Source organism: Pseudomonas sp. ok272, from assembly GCF_900109995.1.
GTDB lineage: Bacteria > Pseudomonadota > Gammaproteobacteria > Pseudomonadales > Pseudomonadaceae > Aquipseudomonas.
This window is the reverse complement of the sequence record NZ_FOCB01000001.1, coordinates 289,524-311,707: the sequence shown is the minus strand read 5'-3', so window position 1 is coordinate 311,707 and position 22,184 is coordinate 289,524. Positions and strand designations below refer to the sequence as shown.

General features: G+C 60.3%; 21 protein-coding genes. 1 reads left to right on the top strand and 20 read right to left on the bottom strand.

The window, feature by feature from the left end:
- Positions 1–62: 62 nt before the first annotated feature.
- Genes BMW74_RS01425 through BMW74_RS01400 form a run of 6 tightly spaced genes read right to left on the bottom strand, consistent with a single transcriptional unit; the run spans position 63 to position 5,014 of the window.
- Positions 63–698, bottom strand: coding sequence for a protein-L-isoaspartate(D-aspartate) O-methyltransferase (locus BMW74_RS01425; RefSeq protein ID WP_172736405.1), 636 nt, complete (start codon positions 696–698; stop codon positions 63–65).
- A 41-nt stretch (positions 699–739) separates the two neighbouring features.
- A complete protein-coding gene (surE, locus tag BMW74_RS01420; RefSeq protein WP_093412492.1) occupies positions 740–1,489 on the bottom strand; it encodes a 5'/3'-nucleotidase SurE in 750 nt (249 codons plus the stop codon).
- Positions 1,477–2,535, bottom strand: coding sequence for a tRNA pseudouridine(13) synthase TruD (gene truD / locus BMW74_RS01415; protein WP_093412490.1), 1,059 nt, complete (start codon positions 2,533–2,535; stop codon positions 1,477–1,479). Before truD ends, surE begins: the two co-directional genes overlap by 13 nt.
- Complete coding sequence (ispF, locus tag BMW74_RS01410; protein ID WP_093412488.1) at positions 2,532–3,005, bottom strand: 2-C-methyl-D-erythritol 2,4-cyclodiphosphate synthase; 474 nt, start codon at positions 3,003–3,005, stop codon at positions 2,532–2,534. The genes truD and ispF overlap by 4 nt, the downstream gene beginning before the upstream one ends.
- Positions 3,006–3,047: 42 nt before the next feature.
- The gene (gene fghA / locus BMW74_RS01405) at positions 3,048–3,893 is read right to left on the bottom strand and encodes an S-formylglutathione hydrolase (RefSeq protein WP_093412486.1); all 846 of its coding nucleotides are present in this window, start codon (positions 3,891–3,893) and stop codon (positions 3,048–3,050) included.
- A gap of 8 nt (positions 3,894–3,901) precedes the next feature.
- Positions 3,902–5,014, bottom strand: a complete 1,113-nt coding sequence (locus BMW74_RS01400; protein ID WP_093412484.1) for an S-(hydroxymethyl)glutathione dehydrogenase/class III alcohol dehydrogenase — start codon at positions 5,012–5,014, stop codon at positions 3,902–3,904.
- A gap of 106 nt (positions 5,015–5,120) precedes the next feature.
- Here BMW74_RS01400 and BMW74_RS01395 point away from each other — a divergent pair, with 106 nt between their 5' ends.
- Positions 5,121–6,017 (top strand): LysR substrate-binding domain-containing protein, encoded by an 897-nt coding sequence (locus tag BMW74_RS01395; protein WP_093412482.1) that lies wholly within the window; start codon positions 5,121–5,123, stop codon positions 6,015–6,017.
- Here the strand turns inward: BMW74_RS01395 and ispD are convergent.
- From ispD to BMW74_RS01325, 14 genes are all read right to left on the bottom strand, one after another.
- Positions 6,014–6,721 (bottom strand): 2-C-methyl-D-erythritol 4-phosphate cytidylyltransferase, encoded by a 708-nt coding sequence (gene ispD, locus BMW74_RS01390; protein WP_093412480.1) that lies wholly within the window; start codon positions 6,719–6,721, stop codon positions 6,014–6,016. The genes BMW74_RS01395 and ispD overlap by 4 nt on opposite strands.
- Positions 6,718–6,996 carry a cell division protein FtsB gene (gene ftsB / locus BMW74_RS01385; protein WP_093412478.1) on the bottom strand — a complete coding sequence of 93 codons (279 nt, stop codon included), beginning with the start codon at positions 6,994–6,996 and terminating at the stop codon, positions 6,718–6,720. Before ftsB ends, ispD begins: the two co-directional genes overlap by 4 nt.
- A gap of 167 nt (positions 6,997–7,163) precedes the next feature.
- Positions 7,164–8,453, bottom strand: coding sequence for a phosphopyruvate hydratase (gene eno / locus BMW74_RS01380; RefSeq protein ID WP_093412475.1), 1,290 nt, complete (start codon positions 8,451–8,453; stop codon positions 7,164–7,166).
- A gap of 158 nt (positions 8,454–8,611) precedes the next feature.
- On the bottom strand, positions 8,612–9,457 hold the full coding sequence (gene kdsA, locus BMW74_RS01375) for a 3-deoxy-8-phosphooctulonate synthase (protein WP_093412473.1): 846 nt from the start codon (positions 9,455–9,457) through the stop codon (positions 8,612–8,614).
- 5 nt (positions 9,458–9,462) lie between these two features.
- The gene (locus BMW74_RS01370; protein ID WP_093412470.1) at positions 9,463–11,094 is read right to left on the bottom strand and encodes a CTP synthase; all 1,632 of its coding nucleotides are present in this window, start codon (positions 11,092–11,094) and stop codon (positions 9,463–9,465) included.
- 274 nt (positions 11,095–11,368) lie between these two features.
- A complete protein-coding gene (tilS, locus tag BMW74_RS01365; protein ID WP_093412467.1) occupies positions 11,369–12,697 on the bottom strand; it encodes a tRNA lysidine(34) synthetase TilS in 1,329 nt (442 codons plus the stop codon).
- A gap of 129 nt (positions 12,698–12,826) precedes the next feature.
- Positions 12,827–13,774, bottom strand: coding sequence for an acetyl-CoA carboxylase carboxyltransferase subunit alpha (locus tag BMW74_RS01360; protein WP_093412464.1), 948 nt, complete (start codon positions 13,772–13,774; stop codon positions 12,827–12,829).
- Between the two features lie 140 nt (positions 13,775–13,914).
- Positions 13,915–17,436 (bottom strand): DNA polymerase III subunit alpha, encoded by a 3,522-nt coding sequence (gene dnaE / locus BMW74_RS01355; RefSeq protein WP_093412461.1) that lies wholly within the window; start codon positions 17,434–17,436, stop codon positions 13,915–13,917.
- A gap of 76 nt (positions 17,437–17,512) precedes the next feature.
- Positions 17,513–18,139 (bottom strand): ribonuclease HII, encoded by a 627-nt coding sequence (gene rnhB / locus BMW74_RS01350; RefSeq protein ID WP_175479138.1) that lies wholly within the window; start codon positions 18,137–18,139, stop codon positions 17,513–17,515.
- A gap of 14 nt (positions 18,140–18,153) precedes the next feature.
- Positions 18,154–19,281 (bottom strand): lipid-A-disaccharide synthase, encoded by a 1,128-nt coding sequence (gene lpxB / locus BMW74_RS01345; RefSeq protein ID WP_093412455.1) that lies wholly within the window; start codon positions 19,279–19,281, stop codon positions 18,154–18,156.
- A 2-nt stretch (positions 19,282–19,283) separates the two neighbouring features.
- A complete protein-coding gene (gene lpxA, locus BMW74_RS01340; RefSeq protein WP_093412452.1) occupies positions 19,284–20,060 on the bottom strand; it encodes an acyl-ACP--UDP-N-acetylglucosamine O-acyltransferase in 777 nt (258 codons plus the stop codon).
- Positions 20,057–20,497, bottom strand: coding sequence for a 3-hydroxyacyl-ACP dehydratase FabZ (fabZ, locus tag BMW74_RS01335; RefSeq protein ID WP_008028982.1), 441 nt, complete (start codon positions 20,495–20,497; stop codon positions 20,057–20,059). Before fabZ ends, lpxA begins: the two co-directional genes overlap by 4 nt.
- A 107-nt stretch (positions 20,498–20,604) precedes the next feature.
- Entirely contained in the window at positions 20,605–21,660 is a 1,056-nt protein-coding gene (gene lpxD / locus BMW74_RS01330) for a UDP-3-O-(3-hydroxymyristoyl)glucosamine N-acyltransferase (RefSeq protein WP_093412449.1), read from the bottom strand.
- Positions 21,661–21,663: 3 nt separating this feature from the next.
- Positions 21,664–22,167: an OmpH/Skp family outer membrane protein gene (locus BMW74_RS01325; protein WP_093412446.1), complete on the bottom strand. Its 504-nt coding sequence runs from the start codon at positions 22,165–22,167 to the stop codon at positions 21,664–21,666.
- Between the last annotated feature and the right edge of the window lie 17 nt (positions 22,168–22,184).

Below are 22,184 nucleotides of genomic sequence, written 5' to 3'. Positions count from 1 at the left end.
CCAACCGATGCCGCCGTAAGACCCAGGCAATCGAAGAGCGTTCAGCGCCGTTGAACAAAAGCTCAGGCCAGCGGGCCATTGAGCAATGGGACGAAGCGAACCGCCCCCAGAACACGCCTGGAGAAACCCTGCTCCTCACGAATGATCAACATGAGTTGCTGCACCTCACCCGAGCCTACCGGAATCACCAAACGGCCTCCAGGCGCCAGTTGATCGAGCAGCGCCTGCGGTACATCGGTGGCCACCGCGGTGACAATGATGCCGTTGTAAGGCGCCAGCGCAGGCCAGCCCTCCCAGCCATCACCCCAGCGAAAGACCACGTTGCGCAGGTTCAATTCGACCAGGCGTTCCTTGGCTCGGTCCTGCAGCACCTTGATGCGTTCTACCGAGAACACTCGCTCGACCAACTGCGACAGCACGGCTGTCTGGTAGCCCGAACCCGTGCCGATCTCCAGCACTTTATCCAGAGGACCAGCCTCCAGCAGCAGCTCGCTCATGCGCGCCACCATATAGGGCTGGGAAATGGTCTGGTTGTGGCCAATCGGTAGCGCCGTGTCTTCATAGGCACGGTGGGCCAGCGCTTCATCAACGAACAGATGGCGCGGGGTACGACGGATCACTTCCAGCACCTGCGCGTTGCTCAGGCCCTCTTCATACAGACGTTGAATCAGGCGTTCACGGGTACGCTGGGAGGTCATGCCGATTCCGCGGCGCAGCATATCGTCTTGCTCGCGAGCCATCAGCGCAGCCCCTCCAGCCAGCCATCGAGACTTCTGAAAGCATCATTGAAGGTGCGATCAAGCAGCAGCGGTGTAATGGAGACATAGCCCTGCATCACCGCATGGAAGTCTGTGCCCACGCCACCATCCTCGGCATCGCCGGCTGCAGCAATCCAGTAGCCGGACTTGCCACGCGGATCGACGACCTTCATCGGCGCTGCCGCGCGGGCACGATGGCCCAGGCGGGTCAGTTGGATGCCGCGGATGTGATCCAGAGGCAAGTTGGGAATATTCACGTTCAGCACCGTACGCGGCGGCAACGCCAATCCGGCATGGGCCTCGACCAGCTTGCGCGCGAAATAGGCCGCCGTCGGCAGGTTTTCCACTTGCCGTGAGACCAGCGAAAAGGCGAAGGAAGGCTTGGCCAGGAATCGCCCTTCTAGCGCCGCGGCGACCGTACCGGAATACAGCACGTCGTCGCCCAGGTTGGCGCCCAGGTTGATCCCGGAAACCACCATGTCCGGTTCAATCTCCAGCAGACCATTGAGACCCAGGTGTACGCAGTCGGTCGGCGTGCCGTTGAGACTGATAAATCCATTGGCCAGCGTTTGCGGGTGCAACGGACGGTCGAGCGTCAGCGAACTGCTGGCGCCACTTTTGTCCTGGTCCGGGGCAATCACCACGCACTCGGCATAATCCGCCAGCGCGGCATGAAGCGCGGCAAGACCCGGGGCGGTTACCCCGTCGTCGTTAGAAATCAGAATACGCATGAGCTGTCCGTCTGCCCCACCGGCACCAGATCAACGAGTTCGCGCACCAATACAGTGGCGAAGCATCCGGCCGGCAGGACGAATTCCAGTTGCAGAATGTCAGGTTCGGGATAATGCCATGTCAAACCGCCAATGGGCAGTCGCAGGATGCGACGTTCATGGCTCATTCCGGCATTGACCAACCAGTCGCGCAGGTCCGCTTCGGCCGTGGCGATCCATTGTTCCAATTCGTGGGTCGCACCGCTGGCCGGTGACTCGCCCTCGCCCCATTGCGGACCCGTGGGGTGCAGATCAAGTATGGCCAAGCGCGGGTCGCTGCATTCAGCTTCGCCCGCGGGGAAAAAACTGCGGCTGTCGGTGAAGGCCAGCAAGTCGCCCACTTGGGCGCGCTGCCAACTGCCGTCAGCGACGCGGGCCGCCAACACTTGATTGAACAAATAGCTACGCGCCGTGGACAGCAGGCGCGAACGCACATTGCGCTGCTCCGGCAGAGCCTTGCGCGCAGCCCAGCTACGGGCATCGACCACGTTACCGCCGTCATGGCCGAAACGCTGGGCGCCGAAATAGTTGGGGATGCCTTGCTTGGCGATCAATTGCAGGCGTGCGTCAAGGGCGTCCTTGTCCCCGGCAAACTGGGTCAGGCGCAAGGTGAAGCCGTTGGCGGAATGGGCACCCCGTTGCAGCTTGCGCTTGTGCCGCGCGGTCTTCAGGACTTTCAGTGTGTCGTTTTCTGCAGCAGACAGGTCCGGATCGGCCTTGCCCGGCAATTGCACGCTGAACCACTGGCGCGTGAGGGCCTGGCGATCCTTCAAGCCGGCATAGCTGACGGTACGCAACGGCACACCGGCAGCCTTGGCAATGCGCCGCGCCGCCTCCTCGGTATTCAGGCCACGTTTTTCAACCCAGATCCATAGGTGCTCGCCGTCGCCGGTCAGGGGAATATCGAGGACTTCATCGACCTGGAAATCCTCGGCGATGGCTTTCAATACGGCAGTGCCCAAGGGCTCGCCATAGGCCCGCGGGCCGAGCAATTGCACGTCGTTCATGGACGCAGCAACAAGGCGACGGAATGCACGGCAATACCTTCTTCGCGACCGACGAAGCCAAGCTTCTCGGTGGTGGTGGCTTTCACGTTCACTTGATCCAACTCAATTTGAAGATCCGCGGCAATCAGCGCACGCATCGATTCGATATGCGGGGCCATTTTCGGCGCCTGGGCAACGATGGTGTTGTCGACGTTACCGACTTTCCAGCCTTTAGCGTGGATCAGCGCAACGACATGCCGCAACAGCGCACGGCTGTCGGCCCCCTTGAACTGCGGGTCGGTGTCCGGAAAATGCTTGCCGATATCACCCAGCGCCGCCGCCCCCAGCAAGGCATCGCTGAGCGCATGCAGCAACACGTCGCCGTCAGAGTGAGCCAATAGCCCAACGCTGTGGGCAATCCGCACCCCGCCCAGGGTAATGAAGTCGCCTTCGGCGAAACGGTGCACATCGTAGCCGTGGCCAATACGCATAAAAAAACGCCCCGATAGAGTCAGGGCGTGATTCTACCTGCTTTAGGCGTCCAGGGCGTGGGCGTGATGTCGCAAGTGATCGTCGATGAAGCTGGCAATGAAGAAGTAACTGTGGTCGTAGCCCGGTTGCAGCCGCAGCGTCAGGGGATGGCCTGAAAGTTTTGCCGCTTGTTGCAGCGCATCCGGCTTCAACTGGGTTGCCAGGAAGTCATCCCGGTCCCCCTGATCCACCAGCAACGGCAACTGCTCGCGCGCTTCGCTGATCAGCACACAGGCATCCCACTCTCGCCACTTCGAACGCTCTTCGCCCAAGTAGCGGGAGAACGCCTTTTGCCCCCAGGGGCAATCCATTGGATTGCTAATGGGCGCAAAGGCCGATACCGATTGGTAGCGGCCTGGATTGCGCAAGGCGCACACCAGGGCACCATGCCCGCCCATGGAGTGACCGCTGATTCCGCGCTTATCCGACGCCGGGAAATGCGCCTCGACCAACGCCGGTAATTCCTGCACTACGTAGTCATGCATCCGATAGTGCTTGGCCCAGGGTTCCTGCGTCGCGTTCAGGTAGAACCCGGCCCCCAGGCCGAAGTCCCACGCCGCGTCCGGATCGTCTGGTACCTCCGCGCCACGGGGGCTGGTATCCGGTGCGACGATGATCAACCCCAACTCGGCCGCCAGGCGCATCGCCCCGGCCTTGTGCATGAAGTTCTCATCGGTGCAGGTCAACCCGGACAGCCAGTACAGTACCGGCAGCTTGCCGCCCTGCTCCGCCTGTGGCGGAAGGAACACGGCAAACACCATGTCGCAGCCCAGCACCTGGGAGTGATGCTTGTAGCGTTTATGCCAGCCGCCAAAGCTCTTCTGGCAAGAGAGATTCTCCAGAGTCATGGCCCACCTCAGAAATGGATGACGGTGCGGATGCTCTTGCCTTCATGCATCAGGTCGAAGGCCTTATTGATGTCTTCCAGGCCCATGGTGTGGGTGATGAAGGTATCCAGCGGGATCTCACCGGTCTGGGCCATTTCCACATAGCTCGGCAGTTCGCTGCGGCCACGCACCCCACCGAATGCCGAACCGCGCCAGACGCGACCGGTCACCAGTTGGAACGGACGGGTCGCAATTTCCTGGCCGGCACCGGCAACACCAATGATCACCGACTCGCCCCAACCTTTGTGGCAGCACTCCAAGGCGGCTCGCATCAGTTGAACATTACCGATGCACTCGAAGGAAAAATCGACGCCGCCATCGGTCATGTCAACGATGACCTCCTGGATCGGACGGTCGAAGTCTTTCGGGTTCACACAATCGGTGGCCCCCAATTGCTTGGCGATTTCAAACTTGCCCGGGTTGATGTCGATGGCAATGATACGGGCTGCCTTGGCCTTTACCGCACCAATGACTGCCGACAAACCGATCCCGCCCAGGCCGAAGATGGCCACGGTGTCGCCCGGCTGGACCTTGGCGGTGTTGATGACTGCGCCAATGCCGGTGGTGACGCCACAGCCCAGCAAGCAGACTTTTTCCAGTGGTGCGTCCTTGGGAATCTTCGCCACGGAGATTTCCGGCAACACGGTGTACTCGGAGAAGGTCGAGGTGCCCATGTAGTGGAAAATCGGCTGACCCTTGTAGGAGAAACGCGTGGTGCCATCCGGCATCAAGCCTTTGCCCTGGGTCGCACGGATCGCCTGGCAGAGGTTGGTCTTGCCCGACTTGCAGAACTTGCACTGGCCACATTCCGGGGTGTACAGCGGAATCACGTGGTCGCCCACCGCCACCGACGTCACGCCCTCGCCAATGGCTTCGACGATCGCCCCGCCTTCATGGCCGAGAATCGACGGGAAGATGCCTTCCGGGTCAGCGCCTGACAGGGTGTAGGCATCGGTATGACACACACCGGAGGCAACCACACGCAGCAGGACTTCGCCCGCCTTGGGCATGGCGACATCGACTTCAACGATCTCAAGGGGTTTCTTGGCCTCGAAGGCAACAGCAGCGCGCGACTTGATCATCCTGACTCTCCAGTGAATAAAAACGAGGCTGGGAGTGTAATACAGGGCCATCCGATGAATAATCGAGACAAATGCAAAATATTATTGCCATACAGGGATAATCAACATGTCCGAGAGCCGCTGGGAAGGTATCGACGAGTTCGTCGCCGTCGCCGAATGCAGCCAATTCACCGCGGCGGCCGAGCGGCTCGGGGTTTCATCGTCCCACGTCAGTCGACAAGTCGTACGCCTGGAAGAGCGCCTGCAAACCCGCCTGCTCTATCGAAGTACCCGGCGAGTGACCCTGACCGAGGCTGGACAAACGTTCCTCCAACACTGTCAGCGCCTGCAAGACGGTCGCGAAGAAGCGTTGCGCGCGGTCGGCGATCTGGCCAGTGAACCCAAGGGCATGCTGCGCATGACATGCGCAGTGGCCTATGGCGAGCGGTTTATCGTGCCGCTGGTGACGCGTTTCATGGGGCTTTACCCGCAACTGCGGGTCGACATCGAGCTGAGCAATCGCCCCCTGGACCTGGTGCATGAGGGCCTGGACCTGGCGATCCGCCTGGGACGCCTGCAAGATTCACGCTTGATGGCCACCCGCCTGGCCCCGCGCCGCATGTACCTGTGCGCGTCACCCTCCTACCTGGAACGGTATGGCCGGCCACACAGCCTGTCGGAACTCAGCCGGCATAACTGCCTGATCGGGAGTTCGGATATCTGGCAACTGGCGCAGGACGGTAGGGAGTTTTCCCAACGGGTACAGGGCAATTGGCGCTGCAACAGTGGGCAAGCCGTACTGGATGCAGCGTTAGAAGGAGTAGGACTGTGTCAGCTACCGGACTACTACGCGCTTGAGCACCTCAAGAGCGGCGCACTGGTGTCGCTGCTCGATGCTCATCAACCGCCTAACACCGCAGTGTGGGCGCTGTATCCACAGCAACGGCATTTGTCGCCGAAGGTACGCAAGTTGGTGGACTACTTGAAGGAAGGTTTGGCGTTACGGCCGGAGTACGTAACCTAAGGCCGATTGATCCAGCGCAGGCGCAGCCATTCGAGGTCTTCGGGACGGGTAACCTTGAGGTTATCCCCGCGCCCCTCGATCAAGCGCGGTGCCTGCCCTGCCCACTCCATCGCCGAAGCTTCGTCGGTGATGCTCACATCCGCCACCAGGCTGTCAGCCAATGCCCGATGCAACGCGCCCAGGCGGAACATTTGCGGCGTGTAAGCCTGCCAGATCAAGCTGCGGTCGACGGTCTCGACGACCCGCCCCTGCTTGTCCACGCGCTTGAGCGTGTCACGTGCGGGAACCGCCAGCAAACCGCCGACGGGATCATCAGCCAGTTCCGACAGCAGTTTGTCCAGATCATCGCGCGTCAGGTTGGGGCGCGCCGCGTCATGAACCAACACCCAATCGTCATCGGCCGCCCCTTGCGCATGCAAATGCAGCAACGCGTTGAGTACCGACCCCGAACGTTCTTCACCCCCGTCAACACGCTGGATACGAGGATCGGCAGCGCAGGCCAGGTTTGGCCAATAGGGATCATCTACGGCAAGACTGACCACCAGGCCCTTGAGGGCTGGGTGATCGAGAAAACAGCCAAGGCTGTGTTCGAGAATAGTGCGCCCGCCCAGTTGCAGATACTGCTTGGGACGGTCGGCCGCCATACGAGCACCAACGCCCGCGGCGGGAATCACGGCCCAAAAGGCCGGCAAGGAATGCATCATTGGGCCAACTGGTAAAGCGTTTCACCGTCCTTGACCATGCCCAACTCGTGGCGAGCCCGCTCTTCAACGGTCTCCATGCCTTTTTTCAACTCCATGACTTCGGCGTCCAGCACCCGGTTGCGCTCTAGCAGTGCCTGGTTTTCAGCGTGCTGGTCAGCAATTTGCTGAGTCAGTTCGGCGACTTGGGCCAGGCTGCCATTTCCCACCCACAGGCGGTACTGCAAACCACCCAGGAGCAAGAGCAGGACAAGAAACAACCAATAGGGACTGCGCATCGAATATCAGGTATCCAGTGAAAAAACAGCCATGCCAATACTTTGAAGCATCTGATAGCACGAAGCCTGGAAAGATCCAGGCTCGCACTCTAAGGCATCAGATTAGCGTCGATCGACTAATACAGCGACGATATCGACGCAATCCGCTGTCTTTTTACGCTTCAGACTTAGCCGCGGAACTCGCTACGGCCGTTGTACGTGGCCTTGGCGCCCAATTGCTCTTCGATACGCAGCAGTTGGTTGTACTTGGATACGCGATCGGAACGGCACAGCGAACCGGTTTTGATCTGGCCTGCCGCAGTGCCCACGGCCAGGTCGGCAATGGTCGAATCTTCGGTTTCGCCGGAGCGGTGCGAGATCACGGCGGTGTAGCCCGCGGCCTTGGCCATCTGGATGGCTTCCAGGGTTTCGGTCAGGGTGCCGATCTGGTTGAACTTGATCAGGATCGAGTTGGCAATCTTCTTGTCGATGCCTTCTTTCAGGATCTTGGTGTTGGTCACGAACAGGTCGTCGCCTACCAACTGGGTCTTCTCGCCGATCTTGTCGGTGAGGATCTTCCAGCCAGCCCAGTCGGACTCGTCCAGGCCATCTTCGATGGAGATGATCGGGTAACGCTCGGTCAGGCCCTTGAGGTAGTCGGCAAAACCTTCGGCGGTGAACACCTGGCCTTCGCCGGACAGGTTGTACTTACCGTCTTCGTAGAACTCGCTGGCCGCGCAATCCAGGGCCAGGGTCACGTCGGTGCCCAGCTTGTAGCCAGCGTTGGCCACGGCTTCGGAGATCACTTTGAGTGCATCTTCGTTGGACGCCAGGTTCGGTGCGAAACCACCTTCGTCACCGACTGCGGTGCTCAGGCCACGGGCCTTGAGCACAGCCTTGAGGTGATGAAAGATCTCGGTACCCATGCGCAGGCCTTCCGAGAAGGTCTTGGCGCCAACCGGCTGGACCATGAACTCCTGGATGTCGACGTTGTTATCGGCGTGCTCGCCACCGTTGATGATGTTCATCATCGGCACCGGCATCGAGTAGACACCCGGGGTGCCGTTCAGGTTGGCAATGTGTGCGTACAGCGGCAGGTCTTGATCATGGGCGGCGGCCTTGGCAGCGGCCAGGGACACGGCCAGGATCGCGTTGGCGCCCAGGCTGCCTTTGTTCTCGGTACCGTCCAGCTCGATCATGATGCGGTCGAGGGCTTTCTGGTCAACCGGGTCTTTACCCAGCAGCGCGGTGCGAATCGGACCGTTGATGTTAGCCACAGCCTTCAGGACACCTTTGCCCAGGTAACGGCTCTTGTCGCCATCACGCAGCTCGAGCGCTTCACGCGAGCCGGTGGAAGCACCGGACGGCGCGCAGGCGCTGCCGATGATGCCGTTGTCGAGAAGTACGTCTGCTTCGACGGTGGGGTTGCCACGGGAGTCGAGAACTTCACGACCTTTGATGTCGACGATTTTTGCCATTGTTGTAAACACTCCAAAGTTGACGAAAGCGACGCAGCTATAGGAAATCTTCTTATCAGCGACAAGATTGATCTAGCGGGCAGTCTTGCAGACGATAAAAGCTCAGGCCCGAGGGCCTGAGCGATAAATCGAGCGGTACTTTACCGGAGAATCGAGGATTACGCGGTTTCTACCGTCGGAAAACTCTTAACCAGTTCGTCCAGTGCCTTGAGCTGGGCCAGGAACGGCTCAAGCTTGTTCAGGCGCAAGGCGCAAGGGCCATCGCATTTCGCGTTGTCCGGGTCCGGGTGAGCTTCCAGGAACAGGCCAGCCAGGGACTGGCTCATGCCGGCCTTGGCCAGGTCGGTGACCTGGGCACGACGTCCGCCCGCGGAGTCCGCGCGACCACCGGGCATTTGCAGCGCGTGGGTCACGTCGAAGAACACCGGGTACTGGAACTGCTTCATGATGCCGAAACCGAGCATGTCGACGACCAGGTTGTTATAGCCGAAGCTCGAACCACGCTCGCAGAGGATCAGTTGATCATTACCCGCTTCTTCGAACTTGCTCAGGATGTGCTTCATCTCCTGGGGTGCGAGGAACTGGGCTTTCTTGATGTTGATCACCGCACCGCTCTTGGCCATCGCGACCACCAGGTCGGTCTGACGCGACAGGAAGGCAGGCAGCTGGATGATGTCGCAAACCTCTGCGACAACCGCCGCCTGGGCCGGCTCATGGACATCGGTAATGATCGGCACGCCAAAGGCTTGCTTGATGTCCTGGAAGATCCGCATGCCTTCTTCGAGGCCTGGGCCCCGGTAGGACGCTACCGACGAGCGGTTAGCCTTGTCGAAGCTGGCCTTGAACACGTAGGGGATCCCGAGTTTCTCGGTGACCTTGACGTACTCTTCACACACCTGCATCGCCATGTCGCGACTTTCCAGTACGTTCATACCGCCGAACAGTACCATCGGTTTGTCGTTGGCGATTTCGATGTTGCCTACGCGGATAATCTTCTGACCCATCAGTTTCACGCCTTCTTCTGGTGTTGAGCGAGCGCCGCCTTGACGAAGCCACTGAACAACGGGTGACCGTCACGGGGAGTCGACGTGAACTCAGGGTGGAACTGGCATGCGACAAACCAAGGATGGTTCGGCGCCTCGACCACTTCCACCAGCGCGCCATCACCGGAGCGACCGGAAATTTTCAGGCCGGCCTCGATGATTTGTGGCAGCAGCTTGTTGTTCACTTCGTAGCGATGACGGTGACGCTCGACGATTACATCTTTGGCGTAGCAATCGTGCACCAGGGAACCGGCTTCCAGCAGGCAATCCTGGGCGCCCAGGCGCATGGTGCCGCCCAGGTCGGACGTTTCGGTGCGGGTTTCCACGGCGCCGGTGGCATCTTCCCACTCGGTGATCAGACCCACGACCGGGTGACCACTGGCGCGGTCGAACTCGGTGGAGTTGGCGTCTTTCCAGCCCATCACGTTACGTGCGAACTCGATCACCGCGACCTGCATACCCAGGCAGATCCCCAGGTAGGGAACCTTGTTTTCGCGAGCGTATTGAACCGCCGTGATCTTGCCTTCCACGCCACGCAGACCGAAGCCGCCCGGAACCAGGATGGCATCGACGCCTTCCAGCAGCGCGGTGCCCTGGTTCTCGATGTCTTCGGAGTCGATGTAGCGCAGGTTGACCTTGGTACGGTTGCTGATACCGGCGTGACTCATCGCTTCGATCAGCGACTTGTAGGCGTCCAGCAGCTCCATGTACTTGCCGACCATGGCGATGGTGACTTCATGTTCCGGGTTCAACTTGGCGTCAACCACAGCTTCCCACTCGGACAGGTCGGCACCGCCGCATTGCAGGCCGAAGCGCTCGACGACGAAGTCGTCCAGGCCCTGGGCGTGCAGGATGCCCGGGATCTTGTAGATGGTATCGGCATCTTCAAGGGCGATCACCGCACGTTCTTCAACGTTGGTGAACTGCGCGATCTTGCGACGCGACGACAGATCGATCGGGTGGTCGGAGCGGCAGACCAGCACGTCTGGCTGCAGGCCGATGGAACGCAGTTCCTTGACCGAGTGCTGGGTGGGCTTGGTCTTGGTCTCGCCAGCGGTGGCAATGTACGGCACCAGTGTCAGGTGCATCAGCATTGCGCGCTTGGCGCCGACTTCGAAACGCAACTGACGGATGGCTTCGAGGAACGGCTGGGATTCGATGTCACCCACGGTGCCACCGATCTCGACCATGGCCACGTCAGCGTCGCCAGCACCCTTGATGATGCGGCGCTTGATTTCGTCGGTGATGTGCGGGATCACCTGGATGGTTGCACCCAGGTAGTCACCACGGCGCTCTTTGCGCAGCACGTGCTCGTAGACACGGCCCGTGGTGAAGTTGTTGTTCTGGGTCATGGTCGTGCGAATGAACCGCTCGTAGTGGCCCAGGTCCAGGTCGGTCTCGGCGCCGTCGTGGGTGACGAACACTTCACCGTGCTGGAACGGGCTCATGGTGCCCGGGTCAACGTTGATGTACGGGTCCAGCTTGAGCATGGTGACCTTAAGTCCCCGCGCCTCCAGGATGGCCGCCAATGAAGCCGATGCGATGCCTTTCCCCAATGAAGAAACAACACCGCCCGTGACGAATATGTAGCGCGTCATGAAAAACCCTAGAAGTCTGCGTTAAAGCGGTCCGAGCCGCCGGGGAAAGCGAAGGAAGGCCGAAGCCCCCGATCACCTGCATTAATTACAGTGCATCTTTCAAAAAAACCGCCGCGTTGTGACAGACCGGCAGATGAAGCACCGGTAGGTTGATCGCTACACATTTTTTGGAATCGCCCAGCAAAGACTGCTTGGTAATCGGCAACTGCTGCAATTCAGTCGAATCCACAGAAGTTGTATCAAGAAGGGAGCGTAGTCTACCGGAAAGCCCCTTTCAGCTCAAACCTAGATCTTGGCCTGTTGGCTGCCAGCGCAAAACCGCCCCGGCACCCGCGCCACCGTCCAGCCCAGCCAGGTTGGCCACTGCGATCAACTGCTCGTCGCAATACAGCAGCGGCAATCTGCCACGGACAAACATCGGCACCGCACGCTCATTGAGCAAGCGCTTGAGATCACGATGCCCACGACCGGGCACCGGCATGACTTCTCCGCCCTGGCGGTAGCGCACGCTGAGCGCGCCGCCGGGCACCGCACCGCGCAGGATCAGCCGACCATTTTCACCCAGCAACAGCGGTTCCAGCGGATCCGGCCACGCCATCGGCACCGGCGCCGGGCTCAACCACGCACCCGACAACCACCAGAGTCGCCCATTCGAGCGATGCAACTCGCCATCGGCCAGGCGCCAGACCGGCCGCGCATCCACTGCCGCCTCACGCAGATCCGCCCAACCCGACCAGTGGTCGCTATCCGGCAAGCGCGATAACGGTGCCAGCCAATGACTCAGCGCATTACGCTGGCGAGCAGCGGAAAGCGTGGTCAGCGCCGGCAACGCCAGCGACGGCACACCCAGCCAATCAAAGGCATGGGGGGTTGCCGCGTGCGCCAAGTCCACTTGCGCCAACTCTTCGAGCAATCCCTGCGCCTCACTCAAATGCGCGGCACTACGGGCAATGGTAGCTGCCGCCTGGGGCCAGCGCTGAGTCAGTATCGGAAAAATCTGCTGGCGAAGGTAATTACGCGAGAACTGTTGATCCCCGTTGGAAGGGTCTTCGATCCAGCTCAACTGGTGCTCGGCCGCGTAGGCCTCAAGCGCAGCGCGTGAGATCCCCAGCAATGGCCGCACCAGGTGCCCATGCCCCAATGGGCGCTGCGCCGGCATCGCGGACAGGCCTCTTACTCCGGCTCCGCGCAACAGGCGAAACACCAGCGTCTCGGCCTGATCGTCACGATGCTGGGCAGTCAGCAGCACCTCGTCGACCTGAGTGGCCTCGATAAAGGCACCATAGCGCGCCTCACGCGCCGCACGCTCAAGGCTGGCGCCGGACAACACCTGAACTCGAACCACCGTGAGCGGCACACCCAGGGCATCACACGCAGCCTGGCAATGTGCCGGCCACGTATCCGCCACCGCCTGGAGGCCGTGATGGACGTGAATGGCCTTGAGCTCAGGCAGGGATTGGGTCTGGGCAAGCCGAGCGAGCGCGTGCAGCAGGACCGTGGAGTCGAGGCCACCAGAGAACGCGATGCGCCAGGTGGGCGCGGCGCGCCAGGGCGCCAGGCTCAACAGCAGTCGTGCAGACAGATCAGTAGGGGATTGACTCATGAATCACTTCGCCAAAAACGACTGTGGGAGCGAGCCTGCTCGCGATCAGGGCCTAACATCCAACGAATCGGTTGATGTTATACCGCCATCGCGAGCACGCTCGCTCCCACATTTAAAGCCGAGGTCAGATCAGAGACCGTAGCTCATCAGACGCTCGTAACGGCGCGCCAGCAGTGCATCGTTGTCGAACTTCTTCAACATTGCCAGCTGCGAACTCAGCTCCGCGCGGATCGAGGCCGCCGCGGTGGCCGGATCACGGTGTGCACCACCCAATGGCTCGCCAATCACTTTATCGACGATACCCAGGCCTTTGAGGCGCTCGGCGGTGATGCCCATGGCTTCGGCGGCATCCGGTGCCTTCTCGGCGGTTTTCCACAGGATCGAAGCACAGCCTTCTGGCGAGATCACCGCGTACGTGGAGTACTGCAACATGTTCAACTGGTCGCACACGCCAATGGCCAGCGCACCACCAGAACCACCTTCACCAATCACGGTGGCAATGATGGGGGTCTTCAGGCGCGACATGACACGCAGGTTCCAGGCGATTGCTTCGCTCTGATTGCGCTCTTCGGCGTCGATACCCGGGTATGCACCCGGTGTGTCGATGAAGGTCAGGATCGGCATCTTGAAGCGCTCGGCCATTTCCATCAGGCGGCACGCCTTGCGGTAGCCTTCCGGGCGCGGCATGCCGAAGTTGCGACGTACCTTCTCGCGTACTTCGCGGCCTTTCTGATGGCCAATGATCATCACCGGCTGGTCGTCCAGGCGGGCAACGCCACCGACGATAGCCGCGTCATCGGAGAAATGACGGTCGCCGTGCAACTCATCAAACTCAGTAAAGATGTGCTGGATGTAGTCCAGGGTATACGGACGGCGCGGGTGGCGTGCCAGGCGCGCAATCTGCCAACTGGTCAGCTTGCCGAAGATGTCTGCGGTGAGCGTGTTGCTCTTGTCTTGCAGGCGGGAGATTTCATCGCCGATATTCAGCGAATTGTCATTACCGACCAAGCGCAACTCTTCGATCTTGGCTTGCAGGTCGGCGATTGGCTGTTCGAAATCAAGAAAATTCGGGTTCATAGGCGTCCGTCTTGGGTCGACGTCCAAGAGAGCTTGGGCCGGCCGGTTGTCTATTCGCGCCCTACCTTAAGGGAGAGGCGCGTTCAGGTCGAGATTAAAAATTCAGGTCAGGGCCGGAGCACTTCAGCGGCCCCTGCCCGTCAACGGTATTGGAGGAAGACGTTGTCTCGCCCGAACTGGTCACGCAGGGCTTGAATCAAGCTGTCTGCCGGATCAATGCGCCAGCCCTCGCCAAACTGCAACAAGGCCTTGGCGTCGGGGCTGGCGTATTCCATGGTGATCGGGCAAGCGCCGCGATGGCGCTTGAGCAAATCGCCCAGCCAGCGCAACTGATCGCCTTTCAAGTCCTGGGTCTGCACCTTCAAGCGCAGGCTCTCGGCCAAGTTGGTACGCGCATCTTCCATGCTCATGACCCGCTTGACCCGCAGGCGCAAGCCACCGGAGAAGTCGTCGTTGCTGACTTCACCTTCCACCACCACCATCGCATCGGTCTGCAGCAACGATTGCGCCGAATGGAACGCCTCGGCAAACAGCGACGCCTCGATCCTGCCCGAGCGGTCATCGAGGGTGATGAACCCCATCTTGTCGCCCTTCTTGTTCTTCATCACCCGCAGGGCAATGATCATGCCCGCGACCGTCTGGGTATCCCGGGCCGGCTTCAGGTCGATGATGCGCTGGCGGGCAAAACGGCGGATCTCGCCTTCGTACTCGTCAATCGGGTGACCGGTGAGGTACAGACCCAAGGTGTCCTTCTCACCCTTGAGACGCTCCTTGAGGGTCAGTTCCTTGGCTTTGCGGTGATTGGCATAGACATCGGAGTCCGCTTCGACGAACAGTCCGCCAAACAGGTCGGCGTGGCCGCTGTCGTGGGTGCGCGCGGTCTGTTCGGCCGCCTTGATCGCTTCTTCCATGGCCGTCAGCAAGACTGCGCGGTTGCGATCGATATTGGCCTGATAAGCCTTGGGCTCATCATGGAAATACGGACCGAGCCGGTCCAGGGCACCACTGCGGATCAAACCATCGAGGGTGCGCTTGTTGATACGTTTGAGATCGACCCGCGCGCAGAAATCGAACAGGTCCTTGAATGGCCCTTCCAGGCGCGCTTCGGTGATCGCCTCGACCGGCCCTTCGCCAACCCCCTTGATCGCGCCCAGGCCATAAATGATGCGGCCGTCGTCGTTCACCGTGAACTTGAACTCCGAAGCGTTCACGTCCGGCGCATCGAGGCGCAGCTTCATGGTCCGCACTTCTTCGATCAAGGTCACGACCTTGTCGGTGTTGTGCATATCCGCCGACAGTACCGCGGCCATGAACGGCGCCGGGTAATGCGCTTTCAGCCAGGCCGTCTGGTATGACACCAGCCCGTAGGCGGCAGAGTGGGACTTGTTAAAGCCGTAACCGGCGAACTTCTCCACCAGATCGAAGATGTTACCCGCAAGATCAGCATCAATATTGTTGGTGGCGCAACCTTCAATGAAACCGCCCCGCTGCTTGGCCATCTCCTCGGGCTTTTTCTTACCCATGGCACGACGCAGCATGTCCGCACCCCCCAGGGTGTAGCCAGCCATGACCTGGGCGATCTGCATCACCTGTTCTTGATACAGGATAATGCCGTAGGTCGGCGCCAATACGGGCTTGAGGCCTTCGTACTGATAGTCGGAGTGCGGATACGCCAGTTCGGCGCGACCGTGCTTACGGTTGATGAAGTCGTCCACCATGCCCGACTGCAACGGACCGGGACGGAACAGCGCTACCAGTGCGATCAAGTCTTCCAGGCAGTCGGGCTTGAGCTTTTTGATCAGTTCCTTCATGCCCCGCGACTCAAGCTGGAACACCGCGGTGGTCTCGGCCTTTTGCAGCAGCGAGTAGGTCGGCTTGTCGTCCAGCGGGATAAAGGCGATATCCAGCGGCGGCTCATTGACCTTGGCGCGCTCACGGTTGATGGTTTTCAACGCCCAATCGATGATGGTCAGGGTTCGCAGGCCCAGGAAGTCGAACTTCACCAGGCCAGCCGCCTCGACATCATCCTTGTCGAACTGGGTGACCAGGCCACCGCCCTCTTCATCGCAATAGATCGGCGAGAAGTCAGTCAGCTTGGTCGGCGCGATAACCACGCCACCGGCGTGCTTGCCGACGTTACGCACAACACCCTCGAGCTTGCGCGCCATTTCCCAGATTTCGGCCGCTTCTTCATCGACCTTGATGAAGTCACGCAGGATCTCTTCCTGTTCGTAGGCTTTTTCCAGGGTCATGCCGACTTCGAACGGAATCATCTTCGACAGACGATCCGCCAGCCCGTAGGACTTGCCCTGCACCCGAGCCACGTCGCGAACCACCGCCTTGGCGGCCATGGAACCGAACGTGATGATCTGACTTACCGCGTTGCGCCCGTACTTCTCGGCCACGTACTCGATAACCCGGTCACGACCGTCCATGCAAAAATCGACGTCGAAGTCGGGCATGGAGACCCGTTCCGGGTTAAGGAACCGTTCGAACAGCAGGTCGTATTCCAGCGGGTCAAGGTCGGTGATCTTCTGAACGTAGGCCACCAGCGACCCGGCACCCGACCCACGGCCCGGCCCTACCGGCACACCGTTGCTCTTGGCCCACTGGATAAAGTCCATCACGATCAGGAAGTAACCGGGGAACCCCATCTGGATGATGATATCCAGCTCGAAGTTCAACCGATCGACATACACCTGGCGCTTGGCCTCGTAGTCGTCGGTCGTGTCCTTGGGCATCAGGACGGACAGGCGCTCCTCAAGGCCGTCGAAGGACACCTTGCGGAAATACTCATCGATGGTCATGCCATCGGGAATCGGGAAGTTGGGCAGGAAGTGCGTCCCCAGCTTCACATCGATGTTGCAGCGCTTGGCGATCTCGACGGTGTTTTGCACCGCATCCGGCAAGTCGCTGAACAACGCGAGCATTTCCTCGGCGCTTTTGAGGTACTGCTGATCGCTGTAGTTCTTCGAACGGCGCGGGTCGTCCAGCGCCCGCCCTTCGCCGATGCACACACGAGTTTCGTGAGCGGCAAAGTCTTCTTGCTTGATGAAGCGTACGTCGTTGGTCGCGACCAGCGGCGCGCCGAGCTTGTCAGCCAGGGCCACCGCGGCGTGCAATTGCTCTTCGTCGTTGGGACGATTGGTGCGCTGGATTTCCAGGTAGAAACGATCCGGGAACACCGCCATCCACTCGCGGGCCAGGGCTTCGGCTTCGTCCGGGTTGCCACTGAGTGCCGCGATGCCGATCTCGCCTTCTTTGGCCGCCGACAGCATGATCAGGCCTTCGTTGGCCTCGGCCACCCACTCACGCTCGATGATGACCTGACCGTTGCGCTGGCCCTCGATGAAGCCGCGGGAAATCAGCTCAGTGAGGTTACGGTAGCCAACGGCGTTCATCACCAGGAAGCTGATCCGGCTCAGCGCGTTGTCCGGATCCTTGTTCGACAGCCACAGGTCGGCGCCGCAGATCGGCTTGATCCCGGCGCCCATGGTGTTTTTATAGAACTTGACCAACGAACACATGTTGTTCTGGTCGGTGACCGCCACGGCGGGCATGTTCATGCCGACCAGCGCCTTGACCAACGGCTTGATCCGAACCAGACCGTCAACCAGGGAGTATTCAGTGTGCAGGCGTAGGTGAACGAATGAAGCCGGCATAGTGATCCTGCGTTAAGTCATGAAAACAACAAGGCCCGGATTGTACCGGGCCTTGGCAAAAACATCAGCCTCGCCACTAGCGCTCGAGCAAACCTTCACGGGCCTCGTACGCCAAGCGTACCGGTGCGAACGAGCGCCGGTGGATCGGGGTCGGTCCCAGGCGGGCCAGGGCTTCCAGATGAACGGGAGTCGGGTAGCCCTTGTGGCCCCCAATGCCGTACCCCGGGTAGATCAATTCGAACGCCGCCATCTCGCGATCACGGCTGACCTTGGCCAGGATCGACGCGGCGGCAATCGCCGGCACCTTGCTATCCCCCTTGACCACCGCTTCGGCCGGCATCGCCAGCTTCGGGCAGCGGTTGCCGTCGATCATCGCCAGCTTAGGCGTGACGTGCAGCCCTTCGACCGCACGCTGCATGGCCAGCATGGTGGCGTGCAGGATGTTCAGCTCATCGATTTCCTCGACCTCGGCCCGGGCAATGCACCAACTCAGGGCCTTTTCGCAGATTTCGTCATAAAGCTTTTCGCGCCGTGCTTGCGTGAGCTTCTTGGAATCATTGAGCCCCAGGATCGGCCGCTTCGGGTCAAGGATCACGGCCGCCGTGACAACCGCGCCACACAAGGGGCCGCGCCCGACTTCGTCAACGCCTGCGACCAAATCTTCGGCATCGGCGACGAGGGTAAAATCCAGGCCCATCTGTATCTTCTGCTGACTCATCAGGATTTGCCGATCAGGTTGAGGACCGCTTCGGCGGCCTGATTGGACGCATCGCGACGCAGGGTCCGATGAATCTGGTCAAAACCGGTGGTTTGCTCTTCGCCGCCATCGATCAACGGCGACAACGTCAGCGCCAACGCTTCAGGCGTCGCATCATCCTGCAGTAACTCGGGCACCAGCAAGCGCTGGGCCAGCAAGTTCGGCAAGGAGATGTAAGGGCTTTTGACCATGCGCTTGAGAATCCAGTACGTCAGCGGCGCCAGGCGGTACGCCACGACCATTGGCCGTTTGAACAGCAGCGCCTCCAGCGTCGCGGTACCCGAGGCAATCAGCACCGCATCACACGCGGCCAATGCCTGGTGGGAACGACCGTTGAGCAGGGTAACCGGCAAGTCTCGACTGGCCAGCAGTTCCTCGAGCTGCGCCCGCCGCTCGGGGTTGGCACAGGGCATGACGAACCGCACGCCAGGGCGCATGGCCCGCAGACGCTCGGCGGTATCCAGGAACAAGGCGCCCAGGCGTCCGACCTCGCCGCCACGACTGCCCGGCATCAAGGCGACCAGCGGTCCATCAGGCAGCCCCAACTCGGCCCGCGCCGCCGCGCGATCCGCTTCCAGCGGAATCGCATCCGCCAACGAGTGACCGACAAACCGCACCGGCACGCCCTGCTCTTCATAGAACTTGGCTTCGAAGGGGAACAGCGTGAGCATCAGGTCACAGCCTTCGCGGATCTTCAGCACGCGCTTCTGTCGCCAGGCCCAGACGGACGGACTGACGTAATGCGCGGTCTTGATCCCGGCTTGACGCAGTTTCAATTCGATATTGAGGGTGAAGTCCGGCGCATCGATACCGATGAACACATCGGGCTGCTGCGCAATCAAGGTCTTGATCAGCTTCTTGCGGCGCGCCAACAGTTCACGCAGGCGACCCAGGACCTCCACCAGGCCCATGACCGACAGGCGCTCCATCGGAAAATAGGACACCAGGCCTTCAGCCTCCATCAGTGGACCGCCGACGCCAATGAACTCAACCGCTGGATGCTGCGCCTTGAGTGCACGCATCAGGCCTGCGCCTAAAATATCGCCGGAGGCTTCGCCAGCCACCAGCGCAATACGCAAATTGGCCATGATTAACGAGTAATACCGCGAGTCGAGGACTGGATCGAGTCGCGGAATACCGCGACTTCGGGGAACTGCAAGGACGGTTCAGCCAACTCGGCCAACGCCTGTTCAACGGTCAGGCTCTGGCGGTAAACCACCTTGTAGGCCCGACGCAGGGCGTGGATCGCTTCTTCGCTGAAACCACGACGGCGCAGACCTTCAAAGTTCATGCTGCGTGCCTGGGCCGGATTACCGAACACCGTGACATAAGCAGGAACATCCTTGCCGATGGCGGTGCCCATGCCCGAGAAGCTGTGGGTGCCAATATGGCAGTACTGGTGAACCAGGGTGAAGCCGGACAGGATCGCCCAGTCGGCAACGTGCACATGGCCGGCCAACGCCGTGTTGTTGACCAGGATGCAGTGATTGCCGATAACGCTGTCGTGGCCGATGTGCGCATAGGCCATGATCAAATTGTGATCACCCAGAGTGGTCTCCGACCGATCCTGGACGGTGCCACGGTGAATCGTCACGCCTTCGCGAATGACGTTATGGTCACCGATCACCAGGCGGGTTTCCTCACCCTTGTACTTCAGGTCGGGCGTATCTTCACCGATTGAAGAGAACTGGTAGATGCGGTTGTGCTTGCCAATCCGGGTCGGCCCCTTGAGCACTACGTGCGGGCCAATCACTGTGCCCTCGCCGATTTCCACACCAGCGCCGACAATCGACCAGGGGCCGACTTCAACGCCCTCGGCCAGGACGGCCGAGGGATCGATGATTGCGCGAGGGTCAATCAAACTCATACTTTTTGTTCCGCACAGATGATCTCGGCCGAGCACACCGGCTTGCCATCCACCGACGCCTGGCATTCAAACTTCCAGATCTTGCGCTTGCAACTGATGAAGGTGGCTTCGAGGATCAATTGATCACCCGGCTTGACTGGCTGGCGAAAGCGCAGCTTGTCGGAGCCGACGAAGTAGTAGAGCGTGCCGTCGGCCGGCTTGACGTCGAGCATTTTGAAACCAAGGATCCCGGCAGCCTGGGCCATCGCCTCGATGATCAGTACGCCGGGCATGATCGGATGCGCCGGGAAGTGACCATTGAAGAATGGTTCGTTGATGCTGACATTCTTGTAGGCACGAATGCGCTTGCCCTCAACATCCAGGTCCACTACACGGTCCACCAGCAGGAACGGGTAACGGTGAGGCAGGTATTCGCGAATCTCGTTGATGTCCATCATTTCGGGGGGAAGCCTATGTAAAGATTGGGAGCATGCGACTGCGCACACTCCTCTAGCAAATCAAGGAGGCAGTCTAACGGCTGTGCACACTTGATATGGAATGGGTATCAGCCATCTGATGAAGCATTGCTGCCGGGGGTCACTTCACCCACCTGCTTTTCCAGCTGTCGCAGACGTCGCGCGATGTCATCGAGCTGACGGATGCGTGCCGCGCTTTTGCGCCACTCGGCAGCCGGTTGCATGGCCGTACCGGACGAATAGGCACCCGGCTCGGTAATCGAGTGGGTCACCATGGTCATTCCGGTCAGGAACACGTTGTCGCAAATATCGATGTGCCCTACCAACCCGACACCGCCGGCCAGCATGCAATGCTTGCCGATCTTGGTACTGCCGGAAATCCCCACGCATGCCGCCATGGCCGTGTGATCGCCGACCTGCACGTTGTGGGCGATCTGGATCTGGTTGTCCAGCTTCACGCCATTGCCGATGATGGTGTCGGCCAACGCACCGCGGTCGATGGCGGTATTCACGCCGATCTCCACGTCATCACCGATCAACACACCACCGACCTGGGCAATCTTCTCCCAGACGCCCTTGACGTTGGCAAAGCCGAAACCTTCGCCACCGAGCACCGCACCCGATTGAATCACCACACGCTTGCCGATGCGCACGTCGTGGTAGAGCGTCACACGGGGCGCCAGCCAACCACCCTCACCGACCTCGCTACGAGCACCGATGACACAATGGGCGCCAAGGGTCACGCCAGCAGCAATGCGTGCAGCGCTTTCGATCACCACGAAGGGACCGATGCTCGCCGCTGGATCGACCACAGCATCCGGCGCAATCACCGCAGTGGGATGAACCCCCGCAGCAGATTTCGGCTTGGGATCGAACAGGTGGGAAACCCGCGCATACGCCGCATACGGATCCGGCACAACCAGCGCATCCCCGACAAAACCCTCGGCATCAGCGGCCTTCAGCAACACGGCTGCGGCCTGACTGTCGACCAGGTATTTACGGTACTGGGGATTTGCCAGAAAGCTCAACTGAGCTGGGCCAGCCTCCTGCAAGGTGGCTAGCCCAGTAATTACTTTCTCCGGGTCGCCACGTAAGGTGGCGCCAAGGAACTCGGCCAACTGGCCGAGCTTTTTAGTCGCAGTCATGGATTATTTCAGCTGATTCATGCGCTCGATAACCTGGCGAGTGATGTCATATTGAGGTTTGACATCGATCACTGCGCCACGCTCGAAGACCAGGTCAAAAGCACCTTTCTTGATGACTTCTTCCACAGCGCTGTCCAGTTTCGGCTTCAGCTGCTTCAGCATTTCACGGTCAGCAACAGCCTTGGCTTCGTTCAGCTCCTTGGACTGGAACTGAAAGTCACGGGCCTTCTGCTTGAATTCCAGCTCAAGTCGCTCGCGCTCGCCCTGGGCCATCTTGTCGCCACCGGCTACCAGTCGATCTTGGATGCCCTTGGCGCTGCTTTCCAGGGTCTTGAGTTTGGTCAACTGCGGACCGAACTTCTTCTCGGCATCCACGGCGTATTTCTTGGCCGCGTCAGACTCAAGCAATGCCATCTGATAGTTCAGTACAGCGATTTTCATCTCGGCAAACGCCGGGGTTGCTACCAGGACAGTCGCCAGGAGAACCAATTGAGTCAACTTACGCACGATGCACTCCTACAAAT

What these genes read in the sequence shown, in the direction of transcription:
- BMW74_RS01395 (WP_093412482.1), top strand. Translation starts at nt 5,121, where the DNA reads ATGTCCGAGAGCCGCTGGGAAGGTATCGACGAGTTCGTCGCCGTCGCC.
- BMW74_RS01370 (WP_093412470.1), bottom strand. Translation starts at nt 11,094, where the DNA reads ATGACGCGCTACATATTCGTCACGGGCGGTGTTGTTTCTTCATTGGGG.
- BMW74_RS01360 (WP_093412464.1), bottom strand. Translation starts at nt 13,774, where the DNA reads ATGAACCCGAATTTTCTTGATTTCGAACAGCCAATCGCCGACCTGCAA.
- eno (WP_093412475.1), bottom strand. Translation starts at nt 8,453, where the DNA reads ATGGCAAAAATCGTCGACATCAAAGGTCGTGAAGTTCTCGACTCCCGT.
- lpxB (WP_093412455.1), bottom strand. Translation starts at nt 19,281, where the DNA reads ATGGCCAATTTGCGTATTGCGCTGGTGGCTGGCGAAGCCTCCGGCGAT.
- surE (WP_093412492.1), bottom strand. Translation starts at nt 1,489, where the DNA reads ATGCGTATTCTGATTTCTAACGACGACGGGGTAACCGCCCCGGGTCTT.
- BMW74_RS01400 (WP_093412484.1), bottom strand. Translation starts at nt 5,014, where the DNA reads ATGATCAAGTCGCGCGCTGCTGTTGCCTTCGAGGCCAAGAAACCCCTT.
- lpxD (WP_093412449.1), bottom strand. Translation starts at nt 21,660, where the DNA reads ATGACTGCGACTAAAAAGCTCGGCCAGTTGGCCGAGTTCCTTGGCGCC.
- ispD (WP_093412480.1), bottom strand. Translation starts at nt 6,721, where the DNA reads ATGATGCATTCCTTGCCGGCCTTTTGGGCCGTGATTCCCGCCGCGGGC.
- ispF (WP_093412488.1), bottom strand. Translation starts at nt 3,005, where the DNA reads ATGCGTATTGGCCACGGCTACGATGTGCACCGTTTCGCCGAAGGCGAC.
- truD (WP_093412490.1), bottom strand. Translation starts at nt 2,535, where the DNA reads ATGAACGACGTGCAATTGCTCGGCCCGCGGGCCTATGGCGAGCCCTTG.
- BMW74_RS01425 (WP_172736405.1), bottom strand. Translation starts at nt 698, where the DNA reads ATGACCTCCCAGCGTACCCGTGAACGCCTGATTCAACGTCTGTATGAA.
- fghA (WP_093412486.1), bottom strand. Translation starts at nt 3,893, where the DNA reads ATGACTCTGGAGAATCTCTCTTGCCAGAAGAGCTTTGGCGGCTGGCAT.
- fabZ (WP_008028982.1), bottom strand. Translation starts at nt 20,497, where the DNA reads ATGATGGACATCAACGAGATTCGCGAATACCTGCCTCACCGTTACCCG.
- tilS (WP_093412467.1), bottom strand. Translation starts at nt 12,697, where the DNA reads ATGAGTCAATCCCCTACTGATCTGTCTGCACGACTGCTGTTGAGCCTG.
- ftsB (WP_093412478.1), bottom strand. Translation starts at nt 6,996, where the DNA reads ATGCGCAGTCCCTATTGGTTGTTTCTTGTCCTGCTCTTGCTCCTGGGT.
- dnaE (WP_093412461.1), bottom strand. Translation starts at nt 17,436, where the DNA reads ATGCCGGCTTCATTCGTTCACCTACGCCTGCACACTGAATACTCCCTG.
- lpxA (WP_093412452.1), bottom strand. Translation starts at nt 20,060, where the DNA reads ATGAGTTTGATTGACCCTCGCGCAATCATCGATCCCTCGGCCGTCCTG.
- kdsA (WP_093412473.1), bottom strand. Translation starts at nt 9,457, where the DNA reads ATGGGTCAGAAGATTATCCGCGTAGGCAACATCGAAATCGCCAACGAC.